Origin of the sequence: Streptomyces sp. NRRL S-118 (genome assembly GCF_000716335.1) — a bacterium.
GTDB lineage: Bacteria > Actinomycetota > Actinomycetes > Streptomycetales > Streptomycetaceae > Streptomyces.
The window spans coordinates 158361-172275 of sequence record NZ_KL591006.1 but is presented as its reverse complement, the minus strand read 5'-3'; the positions used below and the strand labels follow the sequence as shown (position 1 = coordinate 172275).

The 13915-nt window shown below is 71.3% G+C and carries 17 protein-coding genes; 9 read left to right on the top strand and 8 right to left on the bottom strand.

The annotated features are described in order from the left end of the window. Positions 1 to 9 precede the first annotated feature (9 nt). A complete protein-coding gene (gene thpR / locus IH00_RS0113620; protein WP_031073164.1) occupies positions 10 to 576 on the top strand; it encodes an RNA 2',3'-cyclic phosphodiesterase in 567 nt (188 codons plus the stop codon). Between the two features lie 230 nt (positions 577 to 806). Here thpR and IH00_RS0113610 read toward each other — a convergent pair whose 3' ends face one another. The 3 genes from IH00_RS0113610 to IH00_RS0113600 all read right to left on the bottom strand — a co-directional run bounded on the left by IH00_RS0113610 (position 807) and on the right by IH00_RS0113600 (position 3081). Continuing rightward, positions 807 to 1796, bottom strand: a complete 990-nt coding sequence (locus IH00_RS0113610; protein WP_031073162.1) for an aldo/keto reductase — start codon at positions 1794 to 1796, stop codon at positions 807 to 809. A 67-nt stretch (positions 1797 to 1863) separates the two neighbouring features. Continuing rightward, positions 1864 to 2454 (bottom strand): Uma2 family endonuclease, encoded by a 591-nt coding sequence (locus IH00_RS0113605; protein WP_031073160.1) that lies wholly within the window; start codon positions 2452 to 2454, stop codon positions 1864 to 1866. A gap of 111 nt (positions 2455 to 2565) precedes the next feature. Beyond that, complete coding sequence (locus tag IH00_RS0113600) at positions 2566 to 3081, bottom strand: MarR family winged helix-turn-helix transcriptional regulator (protein WP_234334844.1); 516 nt, start codon at positions 3079 to 3081, stop codon at positions 2566 to 2568. A gap of 78 nt (positions 3082 to 3159) precedes the next feature. Here IH00_RS0113600 and IH00_RS0113595 point away from each other — a divergent pair, with 78 nt between their 5' ends. Then, positions 3160 to 3615, top strand: coding sequence for a carboxymuconolactone decarboxylase family protein (locus IH00_RS0113595; protein ID WP_199819756.1), 456 nt, complete (start codon positions 3160 to 3162; stop codon positions 3613 to 3615). A gap of 53 nt (positions 3616 to 3668) precedes the next feature. Next, positions 3669 to 3950 carry a ribosomal protein L7/L12 gene (locus tag IH00_RS0113590; protein ID WP_031073153.1) on the top strand — a complete coding sequence of 94 codons (282 nt, stop codon included), beginning with the start codon at positions 3669 to 3671 and terminating at the stop codon, positions 3948 to 3950. Between the two features lie 217 nt (positions 3951 to 4167). Here IH00_RS0113590 and IH00_RS0113585 read toward each other — a convergent pair whose 3' ends face one another. Continuing rightward, positions 4168 to 5055: a LysR family transcriptional regulator gene (locus IH00_RS0113585; protein ID WP_031073150.1), complete on the bottom strand. Its 888-nt coding sequence runs from the start codon at positions 5053 to 5055 to the stop codon at positions 4168 to 4170. Between the two features lie 85 nt (positions 5056 to 5140). On the opposite strand from IH00_RS0113585, the gene IH00_RS0113580 reads away from it, so the two are divergent. From IH00_RS0113580 to IH00_RS0113570, 3 genes are all read left to right on the top strand, one after another. Further along, positions 5141 to 5998: a PhzF family phenazine biosynthesis isomerase gene (locus tag IH00_RS0113580; protein WP_031073147.1), complete on the top strand. Its 858-nt coding sequence runs from the start codon at positions 5141 to 5143 to the stop codon at positions 5996 to 5998. Positions 5999 to 6068: 70 nt separating this feature from the next. Beyond that, positions 6069 to 6554, top strand: coding sequence for a hypothetical protein (locus IH00_RS38920; protein WP_052411372.1), 486 nt, complete (start codon positions 6069 to 6071; stop codon positions 6552 to 6554). Between the two features lie 42 nt (positions 6555 to 6596). Continuing rightward, entirely contained in the window at positions 6597 to 6926 is a 330-nt protein-coding gene (locus IH00_RS0113570; protein WP_158827800.1) for a hypothetical protein, read from the top strand. Positions 6927 to 6964: 38 nt separating this feature from the next. Here the strand turns inward: IH00_RS0113570 and IH00_RS0113565 are convergent, their stop codons facing one another. The 3 genes from IH00_RS0113565 to IH00_RS0113555 form a co-directional block, all read right to left on the bottom strand. Then, positions 6965 to 7783, bottom strand: coding sequence for an alpha/beta fold hydrolase (locus IH00_RS0113565; protein WP_031073144.1), 819 nt, complete (start codon positions 7781 to 7783; stop codon positions 6965 to 6967). Between the two features lie 71 nt (positions 7784 to 7854). Continuing rightward, a complete protein-coding gene (locus IH00_RS0113560; RefSeq protein WP_031073143.1) occupies positions 7855 to 8520 on the bottom strand; it encodes a DUF4097 family beta strand repeat-containing protein in 666 nt (221 codons plus the stop codon). Between the two features lie 333 nt (positions 8521 to 8853). Next, positions 8854 to 9588, bottom strand: coding sequence for a helix-turn-helix domain-containing protein (locus IH00_RS0113555; protein ID WP_031073141.1), 735 nt, complete (start codon positions 9586 to 9588; stop codon positions 8854 to 8856). A gap of 252 nt (positions 9589 to 9840) precedes the next feature. Here IH00_RS0113555 and IH00_RS0113550 point away from each other — a divergent pair, with 252 nt between their 5' ends. The 3 genes from IH00_RS0113550 (at position 9841) to IH00_RS37285 (ending at position 12716) form a co-directional block, all read left to right on the top strand. Next, positions 9841 to 10947: a serine hydrolase domain-containing protein gene (locus IH00_RS0113550; protein WP_031073138.1), complete on the top strand. Its 1107-nt coding sequence runs from the start codon at positions 9841 to 9843 to the stop codon at positions 10945 to 10947. A 144-nt stretch (positions 10948 to 11091) separates the two neighbouring features. Continuing rightward, on the top strand, positions 11092 to 12027 hold the full coding sequence (sigJ, locus tag IH00_RS0113545) for an RNA polymerase sigma factor SigJ (protein ID WP_031073136.1): 936 nt from the start codon (positions 11092 to 11094) through the stop codon (positions 12025 to 12027). Positions 12028 to 12125: 98 nt separating this feature from the next. After that, positions 12126 to 12716 carry a DUF6461 domain-containing protein gene (locus IH00_RS37285; protein WP_031073134.1) on the top strand — a complete coding sequence of 197 codons (591 nt, stop codon included), beginning with the start codon at positions 12126 to 12128 and terminating at the stop codon, positions 12714 to 12716. A 522-nt stretch (positions 12717 to 13238) separates the two neighbouring features. Here IH00_RS37285 and IH00_RS0113535 read toward each other — a convergent pair. Beyond that, complete coding sequence (locus tag IH00_RS0113535) at positions 13239 to 13832, bottom strand: hypothetical protein (protein WP_052411371.1); 594 nt, start codon at positions 13830 to 13832, stop codon at positions 13239 to 13241. Between the last annotated feature and the right edge of the window lie 83 nt (positions 13833 to 13915).

Sequence of the window (13915 nt, the reverse complement as noted above, 5' to 3'; positions counted from 1 at the left end):
ACTCGCGCCATGAGGCTTTTCGCTGCCGTGCTGCCGCCTCCCGCGGCCATCGACGAACTGGCCGGTGAGGTCGACCGGTTGAGGGCCCTGCCGGGTGCGGACGCACTGCGCTGGACCGGGCGGCCCGGCTGGCACTTCACCCTCGCGTTCATGGGTGAGGTCGACGAGCGGCTCCTGCCGGAGCTGCGCGAGCGACTGGCCCGCGCCGCGCACCGTACGCCGTCCTTCCCCCTGCGCCTCCACGGGGGCGGCCGGTTCGCCCACCGCGCCCTGTGGGCGGGCGCGGCGGGCGCCCTCGACGACCTGCGGCTGCTCGCCGAGCGGGCGGACGCGGCGGCGCGCCGCGCCGGTGTCGCGATGGAGGACCACCGCCGCTACACGCCTCACCTGACGCTGGCCCGCAGCCGGAGCGGGGACGCGGACCTGCGCCCGTTCGTCGACGAGCTCCAGCACTTCGAGGGCGCGCGGTGGCAGGTCGCCGAGCTGCACCTGGTGCGCAGCAACCTGGCCGCTCGCGGCGAGCCGGGCGGCGCGCCGCGCTACGAGACCGTCGGCTCCTGGGTCCTCGGCGAGTGAGCCGCGCGGCGGCCGGGGCGGTGAACCGGGTTCCGGCCGGTCCCGGGGCCGCGGGTGTGAGCACCCGCACGGCCCCCGCACCGCGGGCCGGCTCCGGCGGCGGTTAATCTCGAAGCGTGGACCCGAAGACCCGTAACCGGATCATGGCCGGTGCCCTCGTGCTGATGTTCGTGATCATCGCAGTGGCCTCGGTGGTCTGACCCGTACCCGCCCGCCGGCGACGCACCGGCCTACCAGGCGAACGCCTCCGGCGACGGCCCCGGTCCCGGGAAGACCGCGTCCAGCTCGCTCAGCAGCTCGTCCGACAGCCGCAGCTCCACCGCCCGCAGCGCGGAGCCGAGCTGCTCGGCCGTGCGCGGCCCCACGATCGGCGCCGTCACGCCGGGCCGGGTGAGCAGCCAGGCCAGGGCGACCTCGCCGGGCGCCAGCCCGTGCTTGTCCAGGAGGTCCTCGTACGCCTGGACCTGCCGGCGTACGGAGGTGTCGGCGAGCGCGTCCGCCGAGCGGCCCTGCGCGCGGCGGACCCCCTCCGCCTCCTTCTTCAGCACGCCTCCGAGCAGTCCGCCGTGGAGCGGGGACCACGGGATGACGCCGAGGCCGTACTCCTGCGCGGCCGGGACGACCTCCATCTCCGCGCGGCGCTCGGCGAGGTTGTAGAGGCACTGCTCGCTGACGAGCCCGAGCGTGCCGCGCCGGGCGGCGGTCTCGTTCGCCTGGGCGATCTTGTAACCGGGGAAGTTGCTCGACCCGGTGTAGAGGATCTTGCCTTGCTGGACGAGTACGTCGATGGCCTGCCAGATCTCCTCGAAGGGGGTGCGGCGGTCGACGTGGTGGAACTGGTACAGATCGATGTGGTCGGTGTTGAGCCTCTTGAGGCTCGCCTCGACGGCCCGGCGGATGTTCACGGCCGAGAGCCGGTCGTGGTTGGGCCACACGTTCCCGTCGGGTGCCATGTTCGCGTACACCTTGGTGGCCAGGACGACCTTGTCGCGCCGGGCGCTGTTCCGGCCGAACCAGGATCCGATGATCTTTTCGGTGCGGCCCTTGTTCTCGCCCCAGCCGTAGACGTTGGCGGTGTCGAAGAAGTTGATGCCCGCGTCGAGCGCGGCGTCCATGATGGCGTGGCTGCCGGCTTCGTCGGTCTGGGGCCCGAAGTTCATGGTGCCGAGGACGATGCGGCTGACCTTGAGTCCGGTGCGTCCGAGCTGCGTGTACTTCATGGACGTACAGCCAACGCCTTGGAGCGCGCTCGAAGCAAGGGGGCGCGGGGCGGGGCGGGGGTGCGCGTCAGTCGCGGGGGAACGCGGAGGTGTCGAGCTGGATCCCGGCGGGCGTCCCGGTCAGGTCGACCGTCTCCCCGAAGTCGAACCTGGCCTCCACGGTGTACTCCTCGCCCTTGGGCTGCGTGTGCAGGACGCACCTGCCGATGTACGGGTCCACGATCAGGTAGGCGGCCACCTCGGCGGCGGCGTAGGCGGCCTTCTTGGGCCCGTAGTCGTTCATGCCGGTGCTGCGGGAGATGACCTCGGCGACGAACTCGACGTCCTGGTGGCGCCACTGCCCCTTGGCGTTCTTCCCGGCGTCGGCGCGGAGCATGGCGACGTCCGGTGCGAACCCGTTCAGGTCGCCGGGGAAATCGATCCGGATGTCGGACTTGATCCGCGTCCTCGGGTGCTCGGTCCGCAGCTGCTCGACGATGTCGAGAATGATTTCCCAGTGGGTGTCCCGTTGCGGCGACATGAAGATGTGCCCCCCGACGATCTCGGCCTTGTAACCCTCGGGGACGGGCATCCGCTCAAGCCCCTCGAACATGTCGTCCAGGGTGCGCTCGTCGTCGCTCTCGGCCATGTGGATCCTGTCGCTCTCTACGACGGTCATCGTGGCGCTCCTCCCCGCTGCCGCGTGAGTGCATGCAGCCGCGCGCCTCAACGATAGGCGGGCAAGGGCCGACACGCGGGTGGCGAGAACTCGCCAGGGCGGTCGGTGGGGCTACGCGCCGCCCAGCCAGCTCGCCGCGTCCAGGCGGAAAGCCGTCCCTGCCGGCACGGCGGTGCGCAGGGCGTCCTCCAGGTCGTGGAGGCGTTGCGTCCCGAGGGCCGTCGCCCATTCGGAGCGCAGCTCCTCGAAGACCGCGGCCGACAGGGCGAGGCAGTCCAGGCCGCGGGGGGTGAGGCGGACGAGTTTGCGGCGGGCGTCCGTGGGGTCGTCGGCGCGTTCGGCATACCCGAGGGTGACGAGCCGGTCGACGGTCTTGCCGGCCGCCTGCTTCGAGACGCCGAGGCGCCGCCCGACCTCGCTGGCGGTGGCGCCGCCCGCGCCGATGGCCTGCAGGGCGAAGCCGTACGCGGGGCGGACGTCCGGGTGGCCCCGCAGGGCGAGTTCGGCGTGGAGCCGGTCGATGAGGGTGCGGAACCCCGCGAACAGGAGCAGCGGCAGTTCGTACCCCGGCGTGCCGTCGCCCTTGCCGCTTTCGACAACCTGGTTTACCTTCTTGTCGTCAACCACGTTGTCTATTTTACGGAGCCCGCCGCCGTGTTCGTCGACCACACCCTTGAAACCGCTCCTCCCGAGGCGCGTCCCACGATGGAGGCCGTCGCCCGCCGGGCGGGCCACCTTCCGCCCGCCGTGGCACGCCTCGCCACCTCGCCGCATCTGCTGAACGGCTTCATGCATCTCACGGCCCTGTTCGACCGCACGACGCTGGATCCCGTCGCCCGCGAGGTGGTCGTGATGGCCGTCGCCACCCGCAACACCTGCCACGTCTGCATCGACCTGCACTCGGCGAAACTCCGCGCCCTCGGGGCCGCCGAGCCCCTGATCGCCGCCCTCACCGACGGCACACCCCTCCCCGACGAACGCCTCGAAGCGGTACGGCGGTTCGTCGCCTGCGTCTACGCGACGTCGGGTGCCGTGCCGGACGACGACCTGCGCGCCTTCCTCGCCCACGGGTTCACCCCCCAGCACGCCCTGGAGGTGGTGATGGGCATCGGCACCTACACGATCTCCACCTTCGCCAACCGCCTCACCCGCGCGGCCTGAACCGGTCACCTCCGACGGCCGTCACCGCCACGGGCGACCTAGGATCGGTGATCATGGACATAGCACTCATCGCGCTGCTCATCGTCGGCGTCGCCCTCGCCGTCTCCGGCCTCGAACAGAAGCTCAGGCGCACCGATCGCCGCCTCGCCCGCCTCGAGACGAAGGTCGATCTCATCCTCGACCACCTGGGGATCGAGCACGCCGACCCTCGGCTCGGCCGGGTCGGAGAACTGCTGCGGCAGGGGAAGAAGATCGAAGCGATCAAGGAGTACCGCGAGATCACGGGCGCGGGCCTGAAGGAGGCCAAGGACGCGGTCGACGCGATGGGCTCCTGAGGCGCGCTCCACTCCCACGGATCCGTCCGTCTCCCCCGGCAGGCGGCAGGATCCGGACCGCGGGCGGCCTCCTCGGCGGCGGGCAACGGCATCACGGCGAGCCGTCCACACCGGCCGCCCTCCCCGCCGGACGCCTGCCGCCGCCCCCGGGCGGGCAGCGCTGCCGCACCTCAGCCGGCCGCGTGCCGCCCCCGGGCGGGGCACCGGCCGCCGCGCCTCAGCCGGACATCTGCCGCCGCACCTCCCGCGTGAACGCCTCCGCGGCCGGTCCGACCCAGCGCCTGCGGTGCCGGGCCAGGTGGAGCGGCACGTCGGCGAGGTGCGGGCCGCGGATCCGCGCCAGGCGACCCGACCTCAGGTGCTCCTCCACCGTCGTCAGCGGCAGCACGGTCAGCCCGAGCCCGGCGGCGACGCAGTTGCGCGCCGCGTCCACGCTCCCGAAACGCGTCAGCCGCGGCCGGCCGCCGGGCACGGCGAGCAGCCGCCGCTCCAGCTCGTCGCTGTAGGAGCAGCCCTGCTCCAGCAGGAAGAAGCTCTCCGTCGCGAGGTCCTCCCAGGACACCGCCTCCGTCCGGGAGGCGAGCGGATGGCCGGCGGCGCACAGCAGCGCCAGCGGTTCGCGGGTGACCGGCTCGGCCGTCACCTCGGGGAAGCCGGCCTCGTGCTCCAGCAGCAGTGCCAGGTCGAGGCGTCCGGACCGCAGGCCGTCGACGCACTCCGCGGTACCGGCGGCGTGGAGGTGGACGTCGACCTCGGGGTGGTGCGTCCGCAGGGCCGCGATGACGCCGGGCAGCCGGGTGGCGCACAGCGACTCGGGGGTGCCCACCACCACCCGTCCCCGTACGGCGCCGCCGCTGTCGCAGCCGGCGCGCAGGCGGGCCACGGCGTCGAGGACGTTCTCGGCCTCGGCCAGCAGGTGCCTCCCGGTCTCGGTGAGGAGCGCGCCGGTGGGGACGCGGTCGAAGAGCCGGGTCCCGAGCTCCCGTTCCAGGGCGCGGATGTGCACGGTGACGGTGGATTGCGCCAGGTGCAGTTCCGCGGCCGCGGCGGTGAAGCTGCCCGTCCGGGCGAGGGTGGTGAAGGTGTTCAGCAGGCGGGTGTCCACGTTTCCCAGGGTATGCGGGAGCCCGATGGATGGGATCGGTTTTCATCGTTGGACGCGATGGCCCGGCCCGCGGAACCATGGGCCCATGACCACCGAAGCGAGCCAGGCCCTCCGATACTCCGCCTTCACCACCGACCCCGACGGCGGCAACCCCGCCGGGATCGTCCTCGACGCCTCCGGGCTCGACGACGCCGCGATGCTCGCGATCGCCGGGGAGATCGGGTACTCGGAGACCGCGTTCGTGACGCGCCGCGACGAAGCGGCGCGACGCTTCCAGGTCCGCTACTTCAGCCCCCTCGCGGAGGTCGCCTTCTGCGGGCACGCCACCATCGCCCTGTCCGTCGCGCTCGCGGAGCGCCTCGGCGCCGGTGACCTCCTCCTCGACACTCCGGCGGGCGAGATCCCGGTGATCACGACGGAGGACGCCGAGGGCGCGGTCCTGGCCACGCTCACCAGCGTCCCGACCCGCAGCCGGCCCGCCGCGAGCAGCGAACTCGACGCCACTCTGCACTCCTTGGGATGGCCGGCCGCCGACCTCGACCCTGCCCTGCCCCCGCACGTGGCCTTCGGCGGCAACGACCACCTCATCCTGGCCGCCGCCTCCCGCGAGCGCCTCGCCGGCCTGGACTACGACGTCGACGCCCTGGCCGCGGTGATGCGGCAGTATGGCTGGACGACCGTGAACCTGGTGTGGCGCGAGTCCCCGGAGCGCTTCCACGCCCGCAACCCCTTCCCGGTGGGCGGGGTGGTGGAGGACCCGGCCACCGGAGCGGCGGCCGCGGCGCTCGGCGGCTACCTCCGCGCGCTGGGCCTGGTCACCGGCCCCATGACGATCGCGATCCGGCAGGGCGAGGACATGGGCCGCCCGAGCGACCTGCTGATCGGCGTCTCCCCGGAGGACGACCGCACGCGCGTCACGGGACGGGCCGTACGTATGGGATAAGGACGAGCACTTGTTGATCTTGCTCGCGTAAGGTGTGCGTGTCCTTCAACCCCCATCAAAGGAACAGCACATGCGCTCTCGGCGTGCCCGCAACCTGACGGCCACCGCGGTGGCGGCCATATCCTTCGTCTTCGCCGGGGCCATCCCGGCGCACGCCGCACCGGACTGGCAGACCTACAAGGCCACCTCCAACTGGGAGTGCGGGGACGACAAGCCCCACAAGGTCTCCCGGGACCTCATCTTCCAGACGTGCATCGTCAAGGGGAACCGCAAGGCGCAGGCCGTCCTGGTCGTGTCCAACCGCAGCACGAAGGACGTCGTCCTTCCCATGGCCAGGGTCCACTCCAACGGTCTGTACGGGTCCGGTGTCGAGAACGAGGTCCAGTGCGGCGGCATGTTCGGCGGCGCCTACACGCTCCGGGGCGGCCAGGCCCGCGCGTGCTTCGCCCCGACCGTCCCCGTGCACTGCGCCGAGATCATCGCCTACGGCAGACTGTGGGCCAACAGCGTCGGCGAGGACGCGACGCACAACGCCGTCGCCAGGCCCGGCTGCTGATCCACCCGCTGCGCGGGCGGGCCGGCCCGTAGCATCCTCCGCATGACGACCGGGGGCGGCGCAGCAGCGGTGCACACTGTTCTCGTCGGCCGGGGCATCACGACCCGGATCGACGGGACGGAACTGATGGACTTCGTCACCGTGGACGGGCGGCCCATGAGGGGCGTCCCCTCCGTGGTGACGAAGTGGGCCTTCTCCGCCGGCACCCTGCCCGGCAGCCCGGTCACCCTCGTCCACGATCCCGAGCACCCCGAGCGGGCGAGCCGTCCGCCGACGGCCGGGTTCCTCGCGCGTACGGCGGTGCTGGCCTGCGTCGGGGCCGTGCCGTTCGTGGCGGGGGCGGCCATGGTCGTGACGGCCCTCACGGGCTGACCCCGGCCGCCGGCCGCGGGCGCCGGCCCCCTTCCTCCTCAGCGCCCCTCACGGTCGAGGGCGGCGACCTCGCGTACGGCCCCGGCGATGGCCGGGTGGTCCTTGCGCAGCAGGGCACCGTGGTTGCTGGGGACCTTCGCGCTCACCTCGATGTGCGGGTTGCGGGCGGTCACCGCGTCCAGACCGGCGCGGATCCGTTCCTGCTCGTCGCCGCGGCTTCCGAAGGACGTCCCCGAGGCGACCACGTACCGCACCGGCACGGTGATGCCGTCCAGCACGGGGCCCAGCTCGCTCTCGCGGCTGAGCCTGCCGAGCTCGATGTTGCTCTCGGCCTGCTGTGCGGCGGTCATGCGCGGGGCCAGGCCCGTCGGGCGCGCCAGCGCCATGACCCAGCTCAGCCGCCGGAACAGCGTCCGGATCCGCTTCTCCATGGCCTCGTCGAGCCAGTCGTACGGGAAGGCGCCGTCGACCAGGACCGCGCCCACGGCGCGGTCAGGGTTGCGGTCGGCCCAGTGCGCCGCGACGACCGCTCCGTAGGACCAGCCCACCACCAGCGCCCGGTCCACGCCCCGGGCCGCGAGGACCGCGTCGACGTCGCGGACGGCGGCCTCGAAGGAGTAGTCCGCCGAACGCTTCGACTTCCTGCCGCGGGCGCGCTCGTCGTAGGTGATGTGCCGCCATCCCGCCCCCAGGTCGGCGATGACCCGCCGCCAGTACCCCTGGGTGGCGAACTGGCCGTTCAGGTAGACCACGGGGATACCGGGACCGCCCGTGTCGGTGACCGCGAGGGCCGTGTCCTCGACCGGCACCATGCCGGTCCACGCCGAACCGGCCGAGGACGTGCTGTTCTTCGTCATGTGTTCCCCCTGGTGATGTGTGGTGTCGGTCGTGCTGGTCCGGGAGGTGGGCTCCGGTCCGGGAGGTGGGCTCAGAGGCTGCGGGCGGTGATGTCGCCGTGGGAGGTGGTGGCGCGGATGTCGAGTTCCGCTGTGCCGTCGTTCTTGAGGGCGTTGCTGATGCGGCCGTGGCCGGTGCCCGCGTCCAGGGCGGCCGAGGTGCCGGCGGCGGCGCCGACCGAGATGTCACCGGACTGGGTGCTGAGCACCACCGTGCCGCGCACGGCCTCGCTGATCCGGATGTCGCCCCGCGCGGTGCTGATCTCCGCGGGGCCGCCCAGCCGGCCGACCTCGACGTCGCCGTCGATCGCGGTGAGGCGGACGCTCGCCGCCTCGTCGATCTTGATCCGGCGGTACGCGCCCTCGAATGCGACGTCACCGACGCGGCCGACGACGCGGAGCTCCGAGCTGGCGGTCTTCCCCTCGACGTGGGAGCCGGCGGGCAGCTTGACGGTGACCTCCAGGGATCCGGAGGGGCCGAGGAGCCGGCTCTCGGGGCTCGTCGTCCGGATCCGCAGGACGCCGTCCGCGTAGCTCACGGTGGTCTGCTCGGCGGACCGGACGTCGCGGCTCTTGCCCGGGTCGGCCGGCCGGACCTCGACGGTGGTGTCGGCGCGGTCGGCGGCGATGATCTGGACGCGTCCGGCGGGGATGTCCACGACGGTGGAGATCGGGGCCGGGGTGTCGAACTGCTGCATGGTGTTCTCCAGTGCTTGCCGGTTTGTTTCTGACACCGGAAACGCTACGTAGCTTTCCATGGGAGTGCAACAAGCTCATTGCATCTGTGAGGAATAACAGCAGGTCAAATGCAGGAAAACGTTGCAACGGATTGAAGGAGCAATGCAACGCCCCGCGCTGTGTGTTGCAATGGGATGGGAGTGAACGCTATGGAGCGGGGGTGGAGGGCCGGCGAGGGTGATGTGCCGGAGCGGTCGACGTGCGGCACGTCCATCGGCGAGGAGGAGCATGCAGAAACAGGCCGACGCCCCGGCGGTGGTCGCCGGGGCGTCGGCCTGTGGACCGGGGGTGGCTCAGGTGGTGTCGTCCGAGGCCGCTGCGGAGCTCGTGTGGAGGATTTCGCGGGCCTGGTCCGCGGCGCGGGCGATGCTCTCGGACACGAAGTCGATGAAGCGGGCGATGTTCTCCAGTCGGGTGGCGGCCGGGGTGCCGGCCCCGAGGATGCTCACACCCTGCCGGGCGATCTCGCCGAGATGGGCGGTGGACCGGGCGCTGGCCATCGTGGACTGGTACATGACGTCGTCGTCGACGACATAGCGTTCGCGACGGCGTTCGTCGCGTTCCCGGCGGATGAGGCCCTGGCTTTCGAGGAACGTGATCGCCTTGGAGACGGATGCCGGGCTCACCTGGAGGTGCCCGGCGAGTTCGGAGGCGGTGAGGCTGCCGGCGTCCGTGGTGAAGAGGCTGGCCAGCACGCGGGCCGTCATCTTCGGCAGGCCCGATTGCATGAACACGGTGGTGAACGTCTCCTCGTACTCGCGTACGGCTTCGGCGTCGCGTCCGTGCGCCTGCGGGGGGGTGTTGTGATCCCGCGACGCGACCTTCCTGCGCCGGTGGGCGCGGCGTTCGGTGGCGCGGTGGGCCAGGTCCGCGCGGTAAGCGGTGGGGCCGCCGTTGCGCATGACCTCACGCGTGACCGTCGAGGTCGGGCGGTCAAGGCGCCGGGCGATCTCCGCGTACGCGAGGCCGTCGGCCAGTCCCAGCGCGATCTGCTGGCGTTCCTGCTGGGTGAGCCTGCCTCCCGGCATCGTGGTCTCCTTCGTGCTCCGTGGTGCCCCCACCATAGCTTTCCCTTCCAACCATTGCAATGATCGGCCTCATGGCTGTTGCGTTGCTGATGAGACCATTGCAATGAAAAGTGGCAAATGAGCTGCACATGCGTCGGCACGACGCAACAACTGTCTTGCTGAGTCAATAAAGGCAACGTAGCGTTTCCGGTGTCAGAAACGACGGGCGGACATGGCGACATCGCCGCCCACAGCCTGTGAGGGGCACTTCCCATGACCAACCCGACCATGTCCGGTTCGGACCGCCCGGAACTGCAGAAGGCCATCGAGGCGTTCGTCGACGCCGGCTTCGCCGGCATACAGATGCGTGTGCACGACGAGCGGGGTGAGTGGGTCGGCAGCGCCGGTGTGCGCAAGCTGGGCGAGACCGCCGAACCGCCGACGGACGGACGGTTCTGGGCGGGCAGCGTCGCCAAGACCTTCACCGCGACCGCAGTGCTGCAACTGGTGCACGAGGGAAGGATCGGGCTGGACGGCCCGGTGGCCGACCACCTGCCCGAGCTCGGGCTGGACCCGCGGATCACCGTGCGGATGCTGCTCCAGCACACCAGCGGACTGTTCAACTACACCGGCGAGTACGGCGAGGACGGGACGTTCGCGCCGGGGATCCCCGCCACGGGGAAGGAGTGGGTGGACAACCGGCTGCGCGCCTACCGGCCGCAGGAGCTGGTACGGCTGGCACTGTCCAGGCCGGCGCGGTTCGAGCCGGGCACGGGCTTCAGCTACTCCAACACCAACTACACCCTGGCCGCGCTGCTGATCGAGCAACTGACCGGCAGCACCTACGGCGAGGAGATGCAGCGGCGGATCCTGCAACCGCTGGGGCTGCGGGACACCGTGCTGGCGGGCGACACCACGGAGCTCCCCGAGCCGCACGCCCACGGCTACTACCGCTACCAGGACGGGGACGACTGGAAGGTGGTCGACGTCTCCCGCCAGAACCTCTCCATGCTGCTCGCGGCCGGCGGCATGATCTCCACCACCCGGGATCTCCACACGTTCTTCTCCGCACTGAACGGCGGCAAGCTCCTGCCGGCCCCGCTGCTGGCCGAGATGTGCACGCCGCACGGGCCGCTCGGATACGGCCTCGGGCTGTTCGTGCAGGACCTCGGCCCGGACTGCGGCGGCACCGTCCACCACCACAACGGCGGTGCTCCCGGGGGCTACGGGGCGCTGATGTACAGCACGCCGGACGGCCGCAGGACCCTGACCGCGGGGCTGACCACCGGCGACGCAGCGGTGAACCCGGCCGAGGTGTTCCCGGCGGCACTGGACAGGCTCGTCAGGGAGGTGTTCCGCGGCGGGCAGGCCGGGAGCTGAAGCGCGCGTCAGCAACCGCTCCAGCATGTCCCACCGTCCGTCCGGCGGCCCGGGGGAATGTGAGGCGGTGCGCCGATCTCACATTCCGGGGCGCTGCCTCGTCATGGAGGTGAGGGAAGATCCGACCGAGGGAGCCTCAGGACCATGACGCCCAGTTCGACCGCGCCGCAGGACGGCCGACTCGACCCGACGCCGAGCGCGCTCACGGGTGAACGCCGCCGGCTGATCAACCTCGCCTACCGGATGCTGGGTTCCCTGGCCGAGGCCGAGGACGTCGTTCAGGAGACGTACGCCCGCTGGTACGCGATGTCCCGGCGGCAGCAGGAGGCGGTGGCGTCCCCCGGGGGGTGGCTGACCAAGGTCGCCGGCCGTATCTGCCTCGACGTGCTCCGCTCGGCAAGGGTGCGGCGGGAGCGTTACGTGGGGGAATGGGTCCCCGAGCCGCTGCCCGCGCGCACCGATCGGCCCGCCGGCGCGATGGACGACAGCACGGCCGATCCGGCCGATCGCGTCACGCTCGACGAGTCGGTCAGTATGGCCTTCCTCGTCGTGCTGGAGGCGATGACCCCGGCGGAGCGCGTGGCGTTCGTCCTCCACGACGTCTTCCGCTACCCCTTCTCCGAAGTGGCCGACATCGTCGGCCGCACCCCGGCGGCCTGCCGCCAGCTGGCGACCTCGGCCCGCCGCCGCGTCAGCGCCTCGCGGGCTCCCTTGTCGCCGACGGCCCAGCGGGCCCGTGTCGTCAAGGAGTTCAGGCTGGCGTGGCAGGCCAAGGACATCAACGCCCTCATCGGCCTGCTCGACCCGGACGCCACCGCCGTCGGGGACGGTGGCGGGCTCGTCACGGCACTGCCCCACCCGATCGAGGGTGCCGAGCGGATCGCCCGCTTCTTCGCCGGCCGGACCCGCCCGGGTCGGCTGGCGGTCAGGGAGTGCACGGTCAACGGTGAGCCTGGTCTGGCCGCCCACCTGGACGGAGCCGTCGTGTCGGTGTACGCGTTCGACATCGCGGACGGCAGGATCCGGCGGATCTGGGCCGTGCTCAACCCGGAGAAGCTCCGGCCATGGAAGAGGGAATGACGCCCGCCTCGCCGGTGGGCCGGCGCGCATGCCCAGGGTGTGCGGCTTCTTGAACACCGCCTGGAAGGGTGTCAGTGAGGCGTGGCAGCATCCGCCGCATGACGAGCATCGATGCGCACCGCGGCCTGGACGTGCTCCGGGAGGGGGACTTTCCCTTCTACACGCTGACCTTCGTGCGGGATCTGCGTCCTGAGGAGCTGCTGACCCGCATGGGGGTGGATCCGACGACCCTGGCGCTTCGCGACGACATGGATTTGTCGGAGGACTTCGACGACGACCTCTACGACGACGAGGAACCCGTCGTCACCACGGGTGTCGACGGGCCCTGGACGTGGGCCTGGGAGCAGGGCGGGACGCATGGACTCGACGAGCGGATCCTCGGCGCTGTCTCCGCGGGGACCGAAGCGGTCGTGCTGCACTACAACGAGAAGCCGATGCACTGGTTCAAGTATGCGGTGGGCGGCGGGATCATCGTCGACTTCCATACGCTCCAGGCGATCGAACCGGTGGGGCAGGACCCGGCAAGGCTCGACGACATCATGGGACCCCTCGGGCTCGTGCCTGGCCGGGTGGCACCCCTGCACAGCGTCCTGGGGCTGGTGGAGAACGCCTTCGGCGTCCGCTTGACGAAGCCCGCCGAGACCGACGCCGGGCGTTGGAGCGGCCGGCTGCGTCCCCTGTCGGACTGAACGTGTGAGGTCGTTGCACCGGCGGGCGCTTCAGCGGGCCCGGCGAAGGGGGACGACGCGTCTGCGAGACCCGTCTCACCTGGGGACTCAGGACCCTCATGGCCAGGCGTTCGACCCGGAAAACCCTTCTCAGTCCACCAGGGAGAAGTGTTCAACGACAACAGGTGTGTCATCGGTGACGGTCCAGTCGGGGAAGGTCGTCTTCGATCACGCCGGCAGGTACCGACCCACGAGTGCCGCCTCTGGCCCTTCGGCGTGGTGAGGGCTCGTGCCGGGTGGCGGAGCCCTCACCGGGAGCAGGGTCGGCTCACCCTGCGGTGCTCATGCGGTCAGCCGCGGCCGTCGCATGCCTTGCAGTCGCCGCTCCCGCGGCAGCTGTCGCACTTCCACACACCCCGGTAACCGGATCCGTCGCAGGTGGTGCACTTTCCGTTGCCGTTGCAGCGCTGGCACTTGTTCCACATGGTGAGTCCTCTTTCGTCACTGGTCGTCGGCGGGGAGGGGCGTCGCGGGCCGGGCCCGTCACAGGTTGACGGTGCCGCTCCACCCGGCCTTGGGCAGGAGCTTGTTGTAGTAGTGGTTGGGGGTCAGGGACACGCCGTACGGCTTGGGGTCGGGCAGACGGCGGCTGTTGTTGAGCCAGGGGCTGTAGGCGTGGAAGATGTCGACGCTCTTGGTCAGGCAGTTGTTGCGGGCCAGGTTGTAGCCGTTGGTCGCGCTGGTACGGGCCGCCCGCTGTGCCTTGGCCGCGTTGGCGGACGGCGTGCCGAGGCACCGGTACTTCACGTAGCGCTTCTTGCCGGTGTGCCTGGCCTTGAAGTTCTGGAGCATCCGGTTCCAGGAGCCGGTCGCGATGAAGGTGTTCTTGCGCTCACCGGTGTCGCCTTCGGTGGCGCCGTAGGTCCAGGTCTTGCTGCTGTTGCGGAAGGCCCAGCCGATGTGGCCGAGCGGCCGGAGCTTCCCGCCCCCGTCCACGTCGACGGAGTTGGGCGCCAGTACGAGGCACACCCGGCCACCCGCGGCCGCCTCGGCGGGCGTGGACAGCGTGGTGAGGGTCCCGGTGGCGAGCACGGCCGCGGCCGCGGTCGTCGCGAGGGCGCTCTTGATCCTGCTCATGGTGGTGGTTCCCCTGTTCTCCTCGGGCCCCGGCGAGGGGGCGGCGGCCGGGGGTCCGTGCCGCTGCAACCGAATGTGGCGCA